The sequence below is a fragment of the Cereibacter sp. Soil_C_27 genome (assembly GCF_057657095.1).
In genome coordinates this window covers 167292-185274 of the sequence record NZ_JBDGJD010000006.1, presented here as the reverse complement: position 1 = coordinate 185274, position 17983 = coordinate 167292, and the positions used below count along the sequence as shown (strand labels likewise).

Genomic DNA, 17983 nt, shown 5'->3' with positions numbered 1-17983 from the left:
TTGTCGTTTGAGCGGTCCCGGTCTACATCGGGGCAGGGTGCAACAGGTCGAAGGAGACGGGCATGTTCGAGAATCTTTCGGAACGTCTTGGCGGCGTCTTCGACCGCCTGACCAAGCAGGGCGCGCTGACCGACGCCGATGTGGCCACCGCGCTGCGCGAGGTCCGCGTGGCGCTGCTCGAGGCCGACGTCTCGCTCGGGGTGGCCCGCGACTTCGTGAAGGCGGTGCAGGACAAGGCGACCGGGCAGGGTGTCACCAAATCGGTGACCCCGGGCCAGCAGGTCGTCAAGATCGTGCATGACGAACTCGTCAGCGTGCTGCGCGGCGAGGGCCCCGCCGACGCGCTCAAGATCGACAACCCGCCCGCCACGATGCTGATGGTCGGTCTGCAGGGCTCCGGGAAAACCACCACCACCGCCAAGCTCGCCAAGCGTCTGCATGAAAAGCAGGGCAAGCGCGTGCTCCTGGCCTCCCTCGACACAAACCGCCCCGCCGCGATGGAGCAGCTGGCGATCCTCGGCCTGCAGATCGGCGTCGACAGCCTGCCGATCGTCAAGGGCGAGACGGCGGTGCAGATCGCCAAACGCGCCAAGACGCAGGCCGCGATGGGCGGCTATGACGTGCTGATGCTCGATACCGCGGGCCGCCTGCACATCGACGAAGTGCTGATGGACGAGGTTCAGGCGGTGCGCGACATCGCCCAGCCGCGCGAGACGCTGCTGGTGGTCGATGGCCTGACGGGTCAGGACGCGGTGAACGTCGCCACCGAATTCGACGGCAAGGTCGGCATCACCGGCGTCGTGCTCACCCGGATGGACGGCGACGGCCGCGGCGGCGCCGCGCTCTCGATGCGCGCCGTCACCGGCAAGCCGATCCGCTTCGTCGGTCTGGGCGAGAAGATGGATGCGCTCGAGGCTTTCGAGCCGGAGCGCGTCGCGGGCCGCATCCTCGGCATGGGTGACATCGTCGCCCTGGTGGAAAAGGCGCAGGAGACCTTCGAGGCCGAACAGGCCGAGCGGATGATGAAGCGGTTCCAGAAGGGCCTCTTCAACATGAACGACCTGAAGGGCCAGCTCGACCAGATGCTGAAGATGGGCGGGATGCAGGGCGTCATGGGCATGCTGCCCGGCATGGGCAAGATGCAGAAGGCCGCTGCCGACGCGGGCTTCGACGACAAGATGCTGCGCCGCCAGATCGCCCTCATCAACTCGATGACCAAGAAGGAGCGGTCGAACCCCGACCTCCTGCAGGCCAGCCGCAAGAAGCGCATCGCCGCCGGCGCCGGGATGGAAGTGTCGGAGCTGAACAAGCTTCTGAAGCAGCACCGGCAGATGGCCGACATGATGAAGAAGATGGGCAAGGGCGGCATGATGAAGAATGCGCTCAAGCAGATGATGGGCAAGGGCGGCGGCATGCCCGACCCGTCGCAGCTCTCGCCCGACGAACTTGCCGCCGCGGCCTCCGCGATGAAGGGCAAGATGCCCGCCGGCATGGGCGGCTTTCCCGGCATGGGCGGCGGCATGAAACTGCCGCCGGGCCTCTCCGGCCTTGGGGGCTTCGGCAAGAAGAAATGACCCAGTCGCCGCTCTCCCTCTCCGCCGATGCCACCAGCCCGCTTGCCGGGACGGTCGCGCCTGCGCGGGCGGGGCAGGGCGGGCTGGCCTTCGCCATCCCCACCGTCACCACCCCCCGGCTGATCCTGCGCGAGCCGCGCGAGAGCGATCTCGAGGTGATGGAGCGCGCCTTCCGCAGCGAGAGCAGCCGCTATGTCGGCGGCCCGCTGAACCGGCGCGGCTGCTGGCGCAGCCTGCTCTCCACCATCGGCCACTGGGCGCTGCGCGGCTACGGCCTCTGGTCGGTCGAGACCAGGGCCGGGGCGCTGGTCGGGCGCGTCGGGGTGATCCGTCACGACCGGAGCGAAGAGCCCGAGCTTGGCTGGCACATCTACGAGGGCCACGAGGGTCTCGGCTACGCCCATGAGGCGGCGCTGGCCGCACGCGACTACGCCGGCACCGTCTGGGGCATGGGCCCGCTGGCCTGCATGATCGCCCCCGAGAATGCCCGCTCCATCGCGTTGGCCCTGCGGATGGGGGCGCAGCTGGAAAGCGTGATCTCCGACGAGGACGGCCCGTTGCATCTCTACCGTCACCCGGCGGTCGAGGATGGCGGCATGGAGGCCTACGCATGATCACCGTTTCCGGCACCCCCGCCCTCACCACCGAGCGTCTGACCCTGCGCATGCCCGCCTCGCGCGACTGGGAGGCCTATGCCGCCTTCCTCACCAGTGACCGCGCCGCCATGGTCGGCGGCCCGCTGACCCGCGAGCTCGCCTGGCGTTCCTTCGGCCATGCGGTCGGCCATTGGGTGCTGCGCGGCTACGGCATGTTCTTCATCACTCTGCGCGGCAGCGACACGGCCATCGGCATGACCGGCCCGTGGTTCCCCGAGGGCTGGCCCGAGCCGGAACTCGGCTGGTCGATGTTCGGCAGCGATCACGAGGGCAAGGGCCTCGCCTTCGAGGCTGCCGAGGTCGCGCGCCGATATGCCTTCCAGAAGCTTGGCTGGAAGACTGCCGTCAGCTACATCGACCCGGCCAACCTGCGCTCCATCGCCCTTGCCGAACGGCTGGGCGCCGTGGCCGAGCCCGAGGCGCCCCGCCCCGCCGGGGCCACCTGCCTCGTCTACCGCCACGGCGCCGCCGAGGTGCGCCCGTGATGCCCTGGACAGCGCCGCTCACCTCTGCCGCCGCGATGCAGGCCGCCCGTCTCGGCGGCGAACTGCCCGAGCTTGCCACCGAACGTCTGCGCCTGCGCGCCCCGCGGCTCGAGGATTTCTCCGTCTACGCCGAGATTGCCACCTCGGCCCGCGCCTTCGGCATCGGCGGCCCGATGACCGAGATCGAGGCTTGGGATGACTTCTGCCGCATGGTCGCCACCTGGCTCTTGCGCGGCCACGGCGTCTGGACGGTGGAAGAGCTCGAGGGAGGCGAAACGGTCGGCTTCGTGCTGATCGGCTTCGAGCCGGGCGATGCCGAGCCGGAACTCGGCTACCTGTTCCGCGCCACCGCCGAAGGGCAGGGCTATGCGACCGAGGCGGCCGCCGCCGCGCGCGACCACGGCTTCGCGCGGCTGCGCCTGCCCGCCTTGGTCAGCTACGTCGCGCCCGACAACCTCGGCTCGCGCCGTGTCGCCGCCCGTCTCGGAGCCGTCGCCGACGCGGCCCCGCGCGACGGCAGCCTCGTCTTTCGCCACACCCCGACGGGGGGTCGCGCATGAGTGTCGTAACCAGTGATCTGCATCACCTGTGCATCGTCCGTGCATCGGATGTGCATGGCCAAAATCCCATCCGGAGGTCCGCATGACCGACGCCACCGCGCGCGCGCAGGAATTGTTGCGGGACCACCGTGACAGCATCGACCGGCTCGACGCGATCCTCGTCTACACCCTTGCCGAACGCTTCAAGCAGACGCAGGCGGTGGGGCGCCTGAAGGCCGAACACGATCTCCCTCCCTCCGATCCCGCCCGCGAGGAGCGCCAGATCGAGCGGCTGGAGTGGCTGTCGAAAGAGGCGGATCTCGATCCCGAATTCGCCAAGAAATTCCTGACCTTCATCATCTCCGAAGTCATCAGGCATCACGAAAAGCTCAAGCAATAACCGGGTCTTGCCCGGTCCCACGACAAACAGGAGAATACCCATGTCGATGAAAATCCGTCTCGCCCGCGGCGGCTCCAAGAAGCGCCCGCACTACGCCATCGTCGCCTCCGACAGCCGGATGCCGCGCGATGGCCGCTTCCTCGAGAAGCTGGGCACCTACAACCCGCTGCTCGCCAAGGACAGCGAAGAGCGCATCAAGATGGACGTCGAGCGCGTCAAGCACTGGCTCTCGCAGGGCGCCCAGCCGACCGACCGCGTCGCCCGCTTCCTCGAGGCCGCCGGCCTGATGGCGAAGACCGTCCGCAACAACCCCAAGGCGGCCGTCCCGGGCAAGCGCATGGCCGAGCTGGCCAAGAAGAAAGCCGCCCGCGCCGAAGCGCCGGCTGAAGAATAATCTTTCTTCCCCAAACTCTTGCGGGTGGCCGCCCTGTCGCGGCCACCCTTCTTTCCCCGCAGGATGACCCATGTCCAACCCTGAGCTGATCTGCGTCGGCGCCATCGCCGGGTCCTTCGGCGTCAAGGGCGAGGTGCGGTTGAAATCCTTCTGCGCCGACCCCGAAGCCATCGCCTCCTACGGCCCGCTCTTCACCGAGAACGGCGCGCAGAGCTTCAAGGTCTCGCTGACCCGCCCGGTCGCCAACGGCATCGGCGCACGGCTCTCCGGCGTCACCACCAAGGAGCAGGCCGACGCGCTGAAAGGCACGAGCCTCTACGTCAGCCGGGAAAAGCTGCCCTCGCTGGGCGACGATGAATTTTATCATGCTGATCTCATTGGCCTCGAGGTGCGCGACACCGGCGGGGCGCTGATCGGCAAGGTGGCCGCAGTGCACAACCACGGCGCCACCGATCTGCTGGAGGTCAGCGGCCCCCCGATGAAGGAGCCGCTGCTGATCCCCTTCACCCGCGCCATCGTGCCGACGGTCGATCTGACAGCAGGCCGCGTCATCGCCGATCTGCCCGAGGGCCTTGATTAGCCGTCGAAAAGCGCCCGCCCGGCCACGCTTTCAACAAGATTGCTTGCCACGCCTGCAGCACTCTTCCGACCGCTGAACGGGGATGCCATGCCACTGCGCTACCGCCTGATGACCGCCGCCACCGCGTTGCTCTACCTCGGCCCGCTGCTGGCCGGGCTCGCCGGCCACGGCCGGGCCGAGGCGTCAGTCTTTATCGCGCTCTTCCTGCTCTGGCTGATGATCCTGCGCCCCGACGCCTGGTCCGGCGAGAGCCGCGTGCGGCTGGCAAGTTGGATCGTCGGGCAGGTGCTGCTGGTTTGCGCCTGTTTCGCCATCGGTCGCGGCCTCGGCGGGGTGACGGCGCTGCGGCCGGATCTGCCCACACTTTTGCCCCTCGCGGTCTCCTTTCTCGCCATCCCGCTCTCCAGGCTGATCCGCAGCCGCAGCGGCGCCGACCCGCTGCTCGATGCGGCCCTGCACCGGCTCGCCTCCTCGCCCGCCGAGCACCGCGCCTTGGCCGCGTTGAACCGTGCCGAGGTGGAGGCGCTGGCGACGCGCCTCCTCTCGCTCCCGCCCGACACGCCCGATGCCGTGCTGCGCGACCATCTGCGGCGGCTGCCCGCCGAGGAGCAGGCGTCGCTGCAGCAAGTTCTGGCGCGGCGGATCGCGCCGCAGCCGGCCTGAGGCCCATTTCCCCCGCCGCCGTTCCCGGCTAAAAGCGGCCATGACCGAAGAACCCGCCCCCTCCAAATCGCATGGCCGCCTGTCGATCCGGGCCTCGCTGAAACCCCGCGACCTGATGGCCGCGCCCGAGGTCAAGGGCGCGTGGAAGGCCCGGGTCATCACGCTCTTCCCCGAGGCCTTCCCCGGCACGCTCGACCTGTCGCTGACCGGCAAGGCGCTGGAGTTCGGGCTCTGGGCGCTGGAAACCATCGACCTGCGCCCCTTCGGCGAGGGCAAGCACCGCAATGTCGACGACACGCCAGCGGGCGGCGGCGCCGGCATGGTGCTGCGTGCCGATGTGGTGTCCCGGGCGCTGGATCAGGCCGCCGAGGACACGCCCGACCGGGCGCGCTGGCCGGTGATCTACCTCTCGCCGCGTGGCAGACCCTTCACCCAGGCCATGGCGCAGCGTTGGTCAGAGGCCGACGGCATCACCCTGCTCTGCGGCCGGTTCGAGGGGGTCGACCAGCGGGTGATCGACCACTACGGCATCGAGGAAGTTTCACTGGGAGATTTCGTTCTCACCGGGGGTGAGATCGCGGCTCAGGCCTTGATTGACGCGACGGTGCGGCTTATACCCCGCGTGCTCGGGAATCATGTGTCCACCGAAGAGGAATCCTTTTCGGAGGGACTTCTTGAATTTCCGCAGTTCACGAAGCCGACCGTCTGGCAGGGCCGCGCGATACCGGAGATTCTTCAGTCCGGCCATCACGCGAAGATCGCCCACTGGCGCAAGGCCATGGCCGAAAGGCTGACCAAGGAACGCAGGCCTGACCTCTGGCGGGCTTACTGTGCCAAGCACGGTAGGGACCCGAATGAAGACCGAGAGCTCTGAGGCGGCATCACGTCAGGGAAAAACCCTGAGCTTTTGAAAGGACCAGGCATGAACCTGATCGCCCAACTCGAAGCCGAGCAGATTGCTGCACTCGGCAAGACCATCCCGGATTTCAAGGCCGGCGACACCGTGCGCGTCGGCTACAAGGTGACCGAGGGCACCCGTTCGCGCGTGCAGAACTACGAAGGCGTCGTGATCGGTCGCAAGGGCGGCGCGACCATCTCGGCCTCGTTCACCGTGCGCAAGATCTCGTTCGGCGAAGGCGTGGAGCGCGTGTTCCCGCTCTATTCGACCAACATCGACAACATCGAGGTCGTCCGTCGTGGCCGCGTCCGTCGCGCCAAGCTTTACTACCTCCGCACCCGTCGCGGCAAATCCGCCCGGATTTCCGAGGATACCAACTACAAAGCCAAAGACAGCGCCAGCGCGTAAGGAGCGGACCGATGAGAAAAGACATCCACCCCGATTACCACATGATCGACGTGAAGATGACCGACGGTTCCGTGTTCCAGGTCCGTTCGACCTGGGGCAAGTCCGGCGATCAGATGGCGCTGGAAATCGACCCGCTTGCCCACCCGGCCTGGACCGGCGGCTCGGCGCGTCTGATGGACACCGGCGGCCGCGTGTCGAAGTTCAAGAACAAATACGCCGGCCTCGGTTTCTGAGACCCGCGATCCGATCTGCGAAGGGCGTGCCATCGGCGCGCCCTTTTGCGTTGCAGGGCTGCGTCGGTCGCGCCCGCGCGACGTGTGGCCCCCTTGCGCGGCCTGCCGCCCTCCGTTAGCTCGCAGGCTGACTGCAGGAGAGTGATCGTGGCGCATATCATCGTTGTGGGGAACGAAAAGGGCGGCTCCGGCAAGTCCACCACCTGCATGCATGTGGCGACCGCGCTCGCCCGGCTCGGCTTCCGGGTCGGCGCGCTGGATCTCGACCTGCGCCAGCGCAGCTTCGGCCGCTACATCGAGAACCGCAGCGCCTTCCTCGCCCGTTCCGGCCTTGCCCTGCCGACGCCCGATTACCGCGAACTGCCCGAACCCGCCGCCGATCTCGCCCCCGGCGAGAACAGCTATGACGCGCGGATCTCGGCCGCCGTGGCCGAGCTGGAGCCAGTGTCGGATTTCATCATGATCGACTGTCCCGGCTCGCATACGAGGCTGAGCCAGGTGGCGCATTCGCTTGCCGACACGCTGGTGACGCCGCTGAACGACAGTTTCGTCGATTTCGACCTGCTCGCGCGGATCGACCCCGAGACCGGCAAGGTGAAGGGCCCCTCGATCTATGCCGAGATGGTCTGGAACGCCCGCCAGCTGCGCGCGCAGGCCGGGCTGAAGCCGATCGACTGGATCGTGCTGCGCAACCGTCTGGGCGCCCAGCAGATGCACAACAAGAAGAAGGTCGGCGCGGCGCTGCAGGATCTGTCGCGCCGCATCGGCTTCCGCGTCGCCCCCGGCTTTTCCGAGCGGGTGATCTTCCGCGAGCTCTTCCCGCGCGGGCTGACCCTGCTCGACCTCAAGGACACCGGGGTGGAATCGCTGAACCTCTCGAACATCGCCGCCCGGCAGGAGGTGCGCGACCTGCTGACCGAGCTGCGCCTGCCCGGGGTGACGCCGAACTTCTGACGCCGAACCTCTGACGGCCGCCCTCTGACGGGTTGAGCCGCCCGCGCTCGCCGTGCATGACTGGTCCGGAGGAGACCAGACATGCCAAACCCGCTCTACGACGCCCTTTTCGCCCCGCTCGAGGGCCGCACTTCCGACCTTCTGATCCTGCCCGACGGCAGCCGCCTCAGCGGCGACGCCTTCCTGCGCCTCGTGGCGCGGCAGGCCCATGCGCTGCGCGCGGCGGGGGTGGCGCCGGGCGACCGGATCGCGGTGCAGGTCGGTAAGAGCCCCGAGGCGCTGGCGGTCTATGGCGCCTCGGTGGCGCTGGGGGCGGTCTTCCTGCCGCTGAACACGGCCTATACCGCGGGCGAGATCGACTATTTCCTTGGCAATGCCACGCCGCGGATCTTCCTCTGCGACGGGACGAAGGCCGAGGCTCTGGCCCCGGTCGCCGCAGCCCACGGCGCGCGGCTGATGGTGCTGAACGCCGACGGCTCGGGCGAGCTGAGCGATCTGGCGGAGGGCCAGCCGGAGGCGATCACCGCCGCCGATCGCGCGCCGGAGGATCTGGCGGCGCTGCTCTACACCTCGGGCACCACCGGCCGTTCCAAGGGGGCGATGCTGAGCCATGCGAACCTCCTGTCCAACGCCGCCGTCCTGGCCGATCTCTGGCGCTTCACCGAAGCCGACGTGCTCCTCCACGCGCTGCCGATCTTCCACACCCACGGGCTCTTCGTCGCCTGCAACACGCTGCTCTTGACCGGCGGCGCGATGATCTTCCTGCCGAGCTTCGATCTCGGCGCCGTGCTGCGCCTCCTGCCGCAGGCCACCACGATGATGGGGGTGCCGACCTTCTACACCCGGCTGCTCGACGATCCGCGCTTCACCCGCGAGTTGACGCAGGGCATGCGGCTCTTCATCTCCGGCTCGGCCCCGCTCTTGGCCGAGACCCATCTGGCCTTCGAGGAGCGCACCGGCCACCGCATCCTCGAGCGCTACGGCATGACCGAGACCAACATGAACACCTCCAACCCGCATGACGGCGAGCGCCGGGCGGGGACCGTGGGCTTCCCGCTGCCGGGGGTGGAGCTGCGGATCATGGCCGAGGGTGCCGAGGTCGCGCCGGGCGCGGTGGGGGTGATCGAGGTGCGCGGGCCCAATGTCTTCGGCGGCTACTGGCAGATGCCCGAGAAGACCGCCGAGGAGCTGCGCCCGGACGGCTGGTTCATCACCGGCGATCTGGGGATGCGCGATGCCGAGGGCTATGTGCAGATCGTCGGTCGGCAGAAGGATCTGGTGATCTCGGGCGGCTTCAACGTCTATCCCAAGGAGGTGGAGCTGCTCTTGGACGAGGCGCCGGGGGTGCTGGAAAGCGCCGTCGTCGGCCTGCCGCATCCGGATTTCGGCGAGGCGGTCTTTGCCGTGCTGGTGCCGCGCCCCGGCGTCACGCTGGACGCCGAGGCGGTGCTGGCCTCGATCGCCGACCGGCTGGCGCGCTACAAGCAGCCGAAGGCGGCGGTTGTGCTGGCGGAGCTGCCGCGCAATACCATGGGCAAGGTGCAGAAGGCCCAGCTCCGCGCCGATCACGCGGGCTGGTTCTCGCGCTGACCCCGGTTCAGTAGCCCAGGGCGCAGCCGTCCTTGCGCGGGTCGGAGGCGCCCTGCAGCAGCCCGTCCTCACCGATGAGGATCGCCTGCGCCCCGCCGATCGGCTCTTCCGGCGGGATAACCTTGTGGCCCATCTCGGCAAGCTCGGCCTTCACCGCCTCGGAATAGCCGTTCTCGACCTTCATGCCCTCCGTTGCCGCAAAGCAGCGCGGGGCGTCGATGGCGGCCTGCGGGTGCAGGCCGAAGTCGACCATGTTGGTCACCATCCGCGCATGGCCCGCAGGCTGATAGGCCCCGCCCATCACGCCGAAGGGCATGATCAGCCGCCCGTCCTTGCGCAGCATGCCCGGGATGATCGTGTGCATCGGCCGCTTGCCGCCCGCCGCCTCGTTCGGATGCCCCGCCTCGAGGGTGAAGCCCGCGCCGCGGTTCTGGAAGCCGATGCCGAATTTCGACGAGGCAAGCCCCGCGCCGAAAGCCCAGAACACTGAATAGATCAGCGAGACCGCCATCCGGTCCCGGTCGACCACGGTCAGATAGACCGTGTCGCGATGCACCGCCTCGCTCAAGGGGGCTGCTGCGGGCATCGCCCGCTTCGGGTCGATCAGCGCGGCCAGCTTTTCGGCCGTCTCGGGCGATAGCATGTGGTCGAGCCGCTTGGTGTGGTCGGCATCGGCGAGGAAGCGGTTGCGCGCGTCATAGGCGAGCTTTGCCGCCTCGGCCTCCAGATGCGCACGGGCGGCGCCGAACGGGTCGAGCGAGGCCAGATCGAAATGCGACAGGATGTTCAGCATCAGGATCGCCGTCGCGCCCTGACCGTTCGGCGGATGCTCGACCAGCTCGATGCCCTTGTAGGGGCCCGAGACCGGATCGACGTAATCGCAGGCGGTGTTGGCAAAATCCTCCAGCGTATGGCTGCCCCCCAGCGCGCGGAGCGAGCTCACCATGTCCTCGGCCACCTCGCCCTCGTAGAAGCCGACCCGGCCCTGCGCCGCGACCCTTCGCAGCACCTCGGCCTGACCGGGGGCGCGGAACATCTGCCCGGTGACCGGGGCGCGGCCGTCCAGCAGGAAATGCTGCCGCGCCGCGCCGTGCAGATCGCCCTGCGCCTCGGCCCAGTCGTGGGCGGTGCGCGGCGCCACCGGCACGCCTTCTTCAGCATAGCGGATCGCCGGCGCCAGCGCGCGCGCCATCCCCAGCCGGCCCCAGTCGGAGGAGAGGCGGCAGAAGGCATCCATCGCCCCCGGCACCGTCACCGATTCGATGCCACGCAGCGGCAGCACCGCCATGCCCTTGGCCCGCATCGCCTCGGCGGAGAGCCCGGCAGGCGCGCGTCCCGAACCGTTCAGCGCCACGATCCGCTCTTCCCCCGCGGGTTTTAGCAGCACGAAACAGTCGCCGCCGATGCCGGTCATCTGCGGTTCGCAGATCCCCAGCAGCACCGCGCCGGCAATCGCCGCATCCGCCGCATTGCCGCCCGCCTCGAGCGTGTCGATCATCACCTTCGACGCCAGCGGATGCGAGGTGGCTGCCATCCCGTTGCTGGCAAAGACCGCCGAGCGGCCGGGCATCTGGAAATCGCGCATCTTCTCTCCCCTGTGGTGCCGCAGGAGCCTAGAAGCGGGCGCGGGGATTTCCAAGGGCCCGCGCCTCGGCATCGCGATCCGGGTGGGGGTGTCGCATCGCGGTGCCGAGGGGAGCTGCGAGAGCTGCCCGGGCATCCTGCATTGGCGTTGCGGCGGCTTCACAGCGGAAATCGGGCTGGTTTCGGACCGAGGTGCCGAGCGCGCGGATTGTACCGTGCTCAGCCGGAAACGGAGGTGATTCACTCCGTCGATCCGGGCGTAGCCGAGGTCGGTGGCCAGCGCGCGAATCATGTGCCAGCCAAAGCCGCCCTCCGGCAGATCCTCTCCGGCGAGGCGGCGCAGCGCCCCGTCGGGCAGCCGGTCGCCGGGAAGCGGCAGGCCGCGATCCGCAATTTTGCACTCCAGCGCGCCGGGCAGCAGGCGGAGCCAGAGCTCGATCTTGCCGCGACCGCCGGCATAGGCATGTTCCACCACGTTGTTCAGCGCCTCGGCCAGAACGATCTCGGCAGTGCCGCGCATGTCGTCGCCGAGCAGGCAGAGCGGCGGGCAGGCGGCGAGCCGCCGCAGCGCCTCGCGCACGGCGAGAGGGTCGCTGTCGAAGACGAGCCGGGTCGCCTGTCGATCCTCCGGCTCAGGGAGCATCTTGGAGGTCGTCCGGGACGGACGGGTGGATGGTGAACACGCCGTCCATTCGCGTCAGGCGGAACACCTTCTGCACATTGGGGGTAAGCCCCGCCAGCTCCAGCCGCTTTTCGGGCGCGAGCAGCTTCATCACCGCGACGATCGCGCCGAGCCCGCTGCTGTCGAGAAAGCTTACCCCCGACATGTCGAGGATCACCCGCCGTCCCGGGCCGCAGGCGACCTCGCGCATCCGGTCCTTGAACTGGATCGCCCCCGCCGCGTCGATCCTGTCGACCCGAACGCGCACCAGTTGCCCATCGCTCCGCTCTTCCGCCTCGACCATTCCGGCTGTCCTTCTGCCTGTCTCGCCCGAGCCTAGGCGTCAGGGGTTAGCATCCGGTAAGCGGCTTCCGCTTTTCCGCCGGGGCGATTACTGTCGCGCCAGCCGATGCAACAAGGATCGCCCATGGATTACGATGCCCTCGACGCCAGCCTCGACGCCCTCTGCCATGGCGAGACCGATACGGTCGCGCTGATGGCCACGGTGGCCTGCGAGCTGCATCACGCGCATCCGCTGTCGGACTGGACCGGCTTCTATCGGGTGACGGCGCCGGAGCTTCTGAAGATCGGCCCCTATCAGGGCGGGCATGGCTGCCTCGTCATCCCCTTCGCGCGCGGGGTCTGCGGGGCAGCGGCGCGCAGCGGCAAGACGCTGATCGTGCCGGATGTGGAGGCGTTCAGCGATCATATCGCCTGCTCCTCCACCACCCGCTCCGAGATCGTGCTGCCGGTCCGGAACGGGGAAGGGCGGCTTCTGGGCGTGCTTGATCTCGACAGCAACACCCCCGACGCCTTCACCCAGACCGATGCCGACCGGCTGGAGGCGATCCTCGCCCGGCTGTTCCGCGACGCCGCCTGATGCGCGGCAGCTGCGCCTGCGGGGCCGTGGTCTTCGAGGCGCAGCCGCCGCTTCGCCCGGTGACCGTCTGTCACTGCACGCAATGCCGCAAGGTTTCGGGCCATATCTGGGCGGCGAGCTCGGTGCCGCATGACCGCTTCCGGCTGATCCAGGACGAGGGGCTGAGCTGGTATCGCTCCTCGCCCGCGGCGCAGCGCGGCTTCTGCCGGCATTGCGGCGCCAGCCTGTTCTGGCAGCCCGAGGGCGAGGCGCGGATCAGCTTCACCCCCGCGGCGCTGGAGGGGGCGACGGGGCTCGCGATCGAGGCGCATATCTTCACCGAGGATGCGGGCGACTACTACAGCCCCGAAGGCCCGCCACCCCCGCCGGGCGAGAGCCCGACGGAGCTGCACGGCTCCTGTCTCTGCGGGGCCGCGCGGTTCAGCCTGCCGGGCCCCGCGGGCGACATCACCGCCTGCCATTGCCACACCTGCCGCAAGACCAGCGGCCATGCCGCGGCCTCCTTCGATGCCGAGGAGGCCAGCCTCACATGGCAGGGGCGGGAGACGGTGGCCGAGCATCGCACGGCGGGCGGCGGCACTCGCGGCTTCTGCGCGACTTGCGGCGCCAGCCTGTGGTTCCGCGCGGCGGACGGGGCGTTTTCCATCGAGGCGGGGGTGATCGACGGACCCACCGGCGGGCGGCTGGCCCGCCACATCTTCGTGGCGGAGAAGGGCGACTACGACCCGCTCGACGACGGGCTGCCGCAGTCGCCCGGTGGTTAATCGCGCGAGACGAACTTGTTGAACCGGCTGGTGCCGCCGTCGGCGGTCTTGTCCTGATAGAGGAAATCGAGGTCGTTCTGGTCGAAGATGTCGAAGAACTCTTCCCACTCGATCCTGGTCAGGCTGTCCTCCGGCTCGCCGAAGTCGATCCTCAGGATGCCGCCCTTACCCTTGGTTTCGACCTTGGCCGGGTGGCCGTCGCGGGCTTCGGCCCAGCTGCGGATCGTCTTGTGGTCGCGGGTGGTGAGGGATGAGGTCATGGCGGGTCTCCTGTTCTGCCGGGATCAATGGGCAGGGCGGGGGGAATGTTCCCGGGGTTGATCTTTCCGGGCCGCGCCGCGACTGTGGCGGATGGGCTGCACGAAGGGACAAGGCATGCGGATCACGCTTCTCGACGGGGGCATGGGGCAGGAGTTGCTGGCGCGGACCGGCGACGCGCCGACGCCGCTCTGGGCGACGCAGGTCATGCTCGACCATCCCGACGTGGTGCGGGCGATCCATGCCGACTATTTCGCTGCCGGAGCGACGGTGGCTACCACCAACACCTATGCCATCCATCACGACCGGCTGGAGCGCTTCGGCCTCGACCACCTGTTCCAGCCGCTGCATGCCAAGGCGCTGTCGCAGGCGGTAGAGGCGCGGGCGGCACATGGTTCGGGCCGGATTGCCGGGTCGCTGGGGCCGCTCGTTGCCTCCTACCGGCCCGAGACCTGCCCGCCGGTGGCCGAGGCCGCTACCAGATATGCCGAGATTGCCGCGCTGCTGGCACCGGATGTCGATGTCTTCCTCTGCGAGACCATGGCCTCGGTGCAGCAGGCGGAAGGTGCCCTGCGCGGGGCGCTGACGGCGGGCAAGCCGGTCTGGCTGTCGGTGACGGTGGACGATGCCGACGGCACGCGGCTGCGCTCGGGCGAGCCGGTGGCCGATCTGGGTCCGCTGGTGGCGGAGCTGAAGCCGGCGGCGGTGCTGGTGAACTGCTCGGTCCCCGAGGCGATGGCCGCGGCGCTGTCGGAGGTGAAGGCCTTCAGCGTGCCCTTCGGTGCCTATGCCAATGGATTCACGCATATTTCCGACAGCTTCAAGGCCGACGCCCCGACCGTCGCCGTGCTGGAAAGCCGCCACGACCTGACGCCGGAACGCTACGCAACCTTCGCGATGGGCTGGGTGAAAGAGGGCGCGACGCTTGTCGGCGGCTGCTGCGAGGTGGGGCCGGCGCATATCCGCGCTTTGGCCGAAGCCTTGCGGGCCGCGGGGCATGAGATCGTGTGATGCCTTTGGAATCGCTCGACATCTACAACCCGCCCGATGTGCCGCTGAGCCTGTTGCACCACGATTCGCAGGTCGTGGTGGTGGACAAGCCTGCGGGGCTGCTCTCGGTGCCGGGAAAGGGCGAGGACAAGGCCGACTGCCTGATCGAGCGACTGCGTGGGGTCTTTCCCGAGATCCTGCTGGTGCATCGGCTGGACCGGGATACCTCGGGTGTCATGGTGTTCGCGTTAACCAAATCAGCGCAGGGCAGTCTGGGGCAGCAGTTCGAGAAGCGGCAGACCAAGAAGATCTATGTGGCGCGAATTGCTGGACTTCTTGAGCCGCGCGAGGGGCGGGTGGACCTGCCCCTGACGGTGGATTGGCCCAACCGGCCAAGGCAGCATGTGAACCACGAGACCGGGCGCCCGGCCGTCACCGACTGGCGGGTGGTCAAGTATCTGGCCAAGGAAACAAGGGTGCGGCTGATGCCGCAGACCGGGCGGAGCCATCAGCTGCGCGTCCATATGCAGTCGCTCGGTCATCCGATCCTCGGCGATCCGCTCTATGCCGAGGGGCCGGCGCGGGCGTTTCCGCGGCTGATGCTGCATGCCGAGAGCCTGCGCTTCCGACACCCGGAGACCGGCAAGAGCGCGACCTTCTCGGCGCCCTGTCCGTTCTGAATCGGTGATGCACAACCGATGCACGGGCGATGCACAGCCCGTGTAGATCGTCAGAGCCGGCCCCCGGACAGGGCGCTGGCCCCGTTCGGGCTGTTCCGCGTCTCGGCCATGGCGACCGCGCGGCCAGCCCGCCACGCTGCGCCGGGGTGAGGGTCGGCAGGAACTCGGCCTCCCAATGGGAAGATGGGGTCGGGCGGCGTCACCAGACAGCGTCGCCGCGCAAGGTGGGCCAGCCCTCGGCCATCAGCAGATCGGCGGTGCGCCCTGCCACAAGCGGGCGGAGAGGCAATCGCCGAGGTTCACCACCTGATCGGCGACTGCGTGGTCATGTCCGCCGTCATCGCCAGCAGCGCATCGGCAGTGCGGTGCACATCGGCGATGACGGCGAGGCGGGTCACTCCGCCGCCCAGTCGGCGTCGGAGTCCCAGCCGGAGATCGCCTTGACCTCGAGGAATTCCTCGAGACCCCAATGACCGCCCTCGCGGGCGCGACCCGAGGATTTCACCCCGCCGAAGGGAGCGCCGGCGCCGCGGGATTTGCCGTTCATCTCGACCATGCCCGAGCGGAGCTGACGGGCGAGGCGGTTGCGGCGGGCGCCGTCCTGTGACTGGACGTAGTTGGTCAGGCCGTAGATCGTGTCATTGGCGATCCGCACCGCGTCTTCCTCGGTGTCGAAGGGGATGATCGACAGCACCGGGCCGAAGATCTCCTCGCGCTCGATGCTCATGCCGGGCACCACATCGGCAAAGACCGTGGGACGGACGTAGAAGCCGCGGTTGAGCCCGTCGGGGCGGCCGAGACCGCCGGCGACCAGACGCGCACCCTCGTCGATGCCCTTCTGGATCATCGCCTGGATCTGGTCGTATTGCCGCTGGTTCACCACCGGGCCGATATGGCCGCCGGGCTCATGCGCCGAGCCCACCTTGGTGTTCTCGGCCACCTCGCGGGCGATCTCCACCGCCTGATCGTAGTAGCTGCGCTCGACCAGCATCCGGGTCGGGGCGTTGCAGCTTTGGCCCGAGTTGTTGAAGCAATGCTTCGCGCCGCGCTCCACCGCCTTTTCGTCGGCATCGGCGAAGATCAGGTTGGCACCCTTGCCGCCCAGCTCCAGCGTCACGCGCTTCATCGTCTCGGCGGCGGCAAGCGAGATCGCCCGACCGGCGCGGGTGGAGCCGGTGAAGGAGATCATCTCGACATCCGGGTGCGAGGAAAGCTGCGAGCCGACGCCCGCGCCATCGCCGTTCACGAGGTTGAAGACGCCGGGCGGCAGCCCCGCGTCATGCACGAATTCGGCGAAGAGCAGCGAGGAGAGCGGCGATTCCTCCGACGGTTTCAGCACGCAGGTGCAGCCGGCGAGCAGCGCCGGGATCACCTTCAGCGTGACCTGGTTCATCGGCCAGTTCCACGGGGTGATGAGGCCGACGACGCCGATCGGCTCCAGCGCGATCCGGTCGTTCGGCGCATGGGGGCCGAGCGGGCGGATGAACTGCATCTCCTTGAAGGCGGTGATGAAGTTGGTGAGGTGCCAAGGCAGGCAGGGGGCCTGGCTGTCGCGCGCCATGTCGATGGGGGCGCCCATCTCGAGGCTGATGGCCTTCGCCATCTCTTCCTTGCGTGCCTCGTATTGCGCGAGGATCGCCTCGACATAGGCGAGCCGTTCGGCGGGGGGCGTCGCGGCCCAGCCGGGGAAGGCCGCCTTGGCGGCGGCGACGGCGGCATCGGTGTCGGCGCGGTCGCCGAGGCTGATGGTGGCGCAGGCCTCCTCGGTGGAGGGGTCGATTACGGCGCAGTCGCGCGGGGCGGCGGGAGCGACCCAGCGGCCGTCGATGTAGAAGTCGCGTTTCTCGATCATGGGAACCTCCGTTTGGCCCAAGGTGACACCCGCGGTGCACGGGGGCAAGGGAAGCGGCGGTGCAAAATGCCGTGTCCGGGACGCGGGATTTGCGGGAGGGCGGAATATCTGCTTTATATCGCGCCAATCCTGCGACAGGTGCCGCCGCCGTCCTCGATCTGCCGCAGCGCGGGGAAAGGGCTGGCTGCACAGGTCACGGGGCAACCCTCGCCAGAGACGGAGCCAGACCCATGTCCATTCGCATCAACGACATTGCCCCCGATTTCACCGCCGAGTCGACGGCGGGGACGATCCGCTTCCACGAGTGGATCGGCGAGAGCTATGCCCTGATCTTCTCGCATCCCAAGGATTTCACCCCGGTCTGCACCACCGAGTTCGGCGCGGTCGCCCAGCTTGCCGGCGAGTTTGCCAAGCGCAACACCAAGGTGATCGGCGTTTCGGTCGATACGGTGGACGAGCACCAGAAGTGGAAGCGCGACATCGAGAGCTTCGGCGGCGCCCCGGCGGATTTCCCGATCATCGACGACACCTCGCTCGCCGTGGCCAAGGCCTATGACATGCTGCCCGCCGAGGCCTATCTGCCCGATGGCCGCACGCCCGCCCATACCGCGACGGTGCGCACGGTTTATCTGATCGGGCCGGACAAGAAGGTGCGGCTGACGATCTCCTACCCGATGTCGGTAGGGCGCAACTTCGCCGAGATCCTGCGTGCGCTCGATGCGGTGCAGGCCACCGACGGCGTGCCGATCGCGACCCCCGCCAACTGGGTGCCGGGGCAGGACGTGATCGTGGCGCTGACGGTGAACGACGAAGACGCCCGGGCGCGCTTCGGCGATCTGGACATCAAGCTGCCCTACCTGCGGTTTGCCAAGCAGCCGAAAACGGCCTAAATCGCTGGGGCGCGGCCAAGGCTGGCGCAGATCACGACCCCCGGCTTCGT

At 68.5% G+C, this 17983-nt stretch carries 22 protein-coding genes and 1 pseudogene; 18 read left to right on the top strand and 5 right to left on the bottom strand.

Annotated elements, in window-relative coordinates; genetic code table 11:
- Positions 1-62 precede the first annotated feature (62 nt).
- The 13 genes from ffh (at position 63) to AC3A5Z_RS20410 (ending at position 9374) form a co-directional block, all read left to right on the top strand.
- Complete coding sequence (gene ffh, locus AC3A5Z_RS20470) at positions 63-1574, top strand: signal recognition particle protein (protein WP_107662107.1); 1512 nt, start codon at positions 63-65, stop codon at positions 1572-1574.
- Positions 1571-2188, top strand: coding sequence for a GNAT family N-acetyltransferase (locus tag AC3A5Z_RS20465; RefSeq protein ID WP_487521138.1), 618 nt, complete (start codon positions 1571-1573; stop codon positions 2186-2188). The genes ffh and AC3A5Z_RS20465 overlap by 4 nt, the downstream gene beginning before the upstream one ends.
- Positions 2185-2715 carry a GNAT family N-acetyltransferase gene (locus AC3A5Z_RS20460; RefSeq protein WP_487521137.1) on the top strand — a complete coding sequence of 177 codons (531 nt, stop codon included), beginning with the start codon at positions 2185-2187 and terminating at the stop codon, positions 2713-2715. The genes AC3A5Z_RS20465 and AC3A5Z_RS20460 overlap by 4 nt, the downstream gene beginning before the upstream one ends.
- Positions 2715-3275: a GNAT family N-acetyltransferase gene (locus AC3A5Z_RS20455; RefSeq protein WP_487521183.1), complete on the top strand. Its 561-nt coding sequence runs from the start codon at positions 2715-2717 to the stop codon at positions 3273-3275. Before AC3A5Z_RS20460 ends, AC3A5Z_RS20455 begins: the two co-directional genes overlap by 1 nt.
- A gap of 82 nt (positions 3276-3357) precedes the next feature.
- A complete protein-coding gene (locus AC3A5Z_RS20450) occupies positions 3358-3654 on the top strand; it encodes a chorismate mutase (RefSeq protein ID WP_487521136.1) in 297 nt (98 codons plus the stop codon).
- Positions 3655-3694: 40 nt separating this feature from the next.
- Positions 3695-4048, top strand: a complete 354-nt coding sequence (rpsP, locus tag AC3A5Z_RS20445; RefSeq protein WP_107662112.1) for a 30S ribosomal protein S16 — start codon at positions 3695-3697, stop codon at positions 4046-4048.
- A 70-nt stretch (positions 4049-4118) separates the two neighbouring features.
- A complete protein-coding gene (rimM, locus tag AC3A5Z_RS20440) occupies positions 4119-4628 on the top strand; it encodes a ribosome maturation factor RimM (protein ID WP_487521135.1) in 510 nt (169 codons plus the stop codon).
- An 87-nt stretch (positions 4629-4715) separates the two neighbouring features.
- Positions 4716-5291, top strand: coding sequence for a hypothetical protein (locus AC3A5Z_RS20435; protein ID WP_487521134.1), 576 nt, complete (start codon positions 4716-4718; stop codon positions 5289-5291).
- 40 nt (positions 5292-5331) lie between these two features.
- The gene (gene trmD / locus AC3A5Z_RS20430) at positions 5332-6165 is read left to right on the top strand and encodes a tRNA (guanosine(37)-N1)-methyltransferase TrmD (RefSeq protein ID WP_487521133.1); all 834 of its coding nucleotides are present in this window, start codon (positions 5332-5334) and stop codon (positions 6163-6165) included.
- Positions 6166-6213: 48 nt separating this feature from the next.
- Entirely contained in the window at positions 6214-6597 is a 384-nt protein-coding gene (gene rplS, locus AC3A5Z_RS20425; RefSeq protein WP_136790829.1) for a 50S ribosomal protein L19, read from the top strand.
- A gap of 11 nt (positions 6598-6608) precedes the next feature.
- Positions 6609-6830, top strand: coding sequence for a 50S ribosomal protein L31 (rpmE, locus tag AC3A5Z_RS20420; RefSeq protein WP_487521132.1), 222 nt, complete (start codon positions 6609-6611; stop codon positions 6828-6830).
- A 147-nt stretch (positions 6831-6977) separates the two neighbouring features.
- Entirely contained in the window at positions 6978-7784 is an 807-nt protein-coding gene (locus AC3A5Z_RS20415) for a division plane positioning ATPase MipZ (RefSeq protein WP_487521131.1), read from the top strand.
- 81 nt (positions 7785-7865) lie between these two features.
- A complete protein-coding gene (locus AC3A5Z_RS20410; RefSeq protein ID WP_487521130.1) occupies positions 7866-9374 on the top strand; it encodes a malonate--CoA ligase in 1509 nt (502 codons plus the stop codon).
- A gap of 7 nt (positions 9375-9381) precedes the next feature.
- Here the strand turns inward: AC3A5Z_RS20410 and AC3A5Z_RS20405 are convergent, their stop codons facing one another.
- The 3 genes and pseudogenes from AC3A5Z_RS20405 to AC3A5Z_RS20395 form a co-directional block, all read right to left on the bottom strand.
- Entirely contained in the window at positions 9382-10959 is a 1578-nt protein-coding gene (locus AC3A5Z_RS20405; RefSeq protein ID WP_487521182.1) for a gamma-glutamyltransferase family protein, read from the bottom strand.
- Positions 10960-11193: 234 nt separating this feature from the next.
- Positions 11194-11601, bottom strand: a pseudogene (locus tag AC3A5Z_RS20400) (ATP-binding protein); the annotation flags it as partial.
- Complete coding sequence (locus tag AC3A5Z_RS20395; RefSeq protein ID WP_487521129.1) at positions 11591-11923, bottom strand: STAS domain-containing protein; 333 nt, start codon at positions 11921-11923, stop codon at positions 11591-11593. The gene AC3A5Z_RS20395 and the pseudogene AC3A5Z_RS20400, both read right to left, overlap by 11 nt.
- 123 nt (positions 11924-12046) lie before the next feature.
- Here AC3A5Z_RS20395 and AC3A5Z_RS20390 point away from each other — a divergent pair, with 123 nt between their 5' ends.
- Both AC3A5Z_RS20390 and AC3A5Z_RS20385 read left to right on the top strand, forming a co-directional pair.
- A complete protein-coding gene (locus AC3A5Z_RS20390) occupies positions 12047-12499 on the top strand; it encodes a GAF domain-containing protein (protein ID WP_487521128.1) in 453 nt (150 codons plus the stop codon).
- Positions 12499-13263 (top strand): GFA family protein, encoded by a 765-nt coding sequence (locus AC3A5Z_RS20385; RefSeq protein WP_487521127.1) that lies wholly within the window; start codon positions 12499-12501, stop codon positions 13261-13263. Before AC3A5Z_RS20390 ends, AC3A5Z_RS20385 begins: the two co-directional genes overlap by 1 nt.
- Here AC3A5Z_RS20385 and AC3A5Z_RS20380 read toward each other — a convergent pair.
- Positions 13260-13523 (bottom strand): hypothetical protein, encoded by a 264-nt coding sequence (locus AC3A5Z_RS20380; RefSeq protein ID WP_487521126.1) that lies wholly within the window; start codon positions 13521-13523, stop codon positions 13260-13262. The two genes, AC3A5Z_RS20385 and AC3A5Z_RS20380, sit on opposite strands and share 4 nt — an antisense overlap.
- A 115-nt stretch (positions 13524-13638) precedes the next feature.
- On the opposite strand from AC3A5Z_RS20380, the gene AC3A5Z_RS20375 reads away from it, so the two are divergent.
- Together AC3A5Z_RS20375 and AC3A5Z_RS20370 are read left to right on the top strand one after the other, a co-directional pair.
- Positions 13639-14532 carry a homocysteine S-methyltransferase family protein gene (locus AC3A5Z_RS20375; protein WP_487521125.1) on the top strand — a complete coding sequence of 298 codons (894 nt, stop codon included), beginning with the start codon at positions 13639-13641 and terminating at the stop codon, positions 14530-14532.
- The gene (locus AC3A5Z_RS20370) at positions 14532-15191 is read left to right on the top strand and encodes an RluA family pseudouridine synthase (protein ID WP_487521124.1); all 660 of its coding nucleotides are present in this window, start codon (positions 14532-14534) and stop codon (positions 15189-15191) included. Before AC3A5Z_RS20375 ends, AC3A5Z_RS20370 begins: the two co-directional genes overlap by 1 nt.
- Positions 15192-15585: 394 nt before the next feature.
- On the opposite strand, the gene AC3A5Z_RS20365 is transcribed toward AC3A5Z_RS20370, so the two are convergent.
- Positions 15586-17043: an aldehyde dehydrogenase family protein gene (locus tag AC3A5Z_RS20365; RefSeq protein WP_487521123.1), complete on the bottom strand. Its 1458-nt coding sequence runs from the start codon at positions 17041-17043 to the stop codon at positions 15586-15588.
- A gap of 230 nt (positions 17044-17273) precedes the next feature.
- Here AC3A5Z_RS20365 and AC3A5Z_RS20360 point away from each other — a divergent pair, with 230 nt between their 5' ends.
- The gene (locus AC3A5Z_RS20360; protein ID WP_487521122.1) at positions 17274-17933 is read left to right on the top strand and encodes a peroxiredoxin; all 660 of its coding nucleotides are present in this window, start codon (positions 17274-17276) and stop codon (positions 17931-17933) included.
- Positions 17934-17983: the final 50 nt, after the last annotated feature.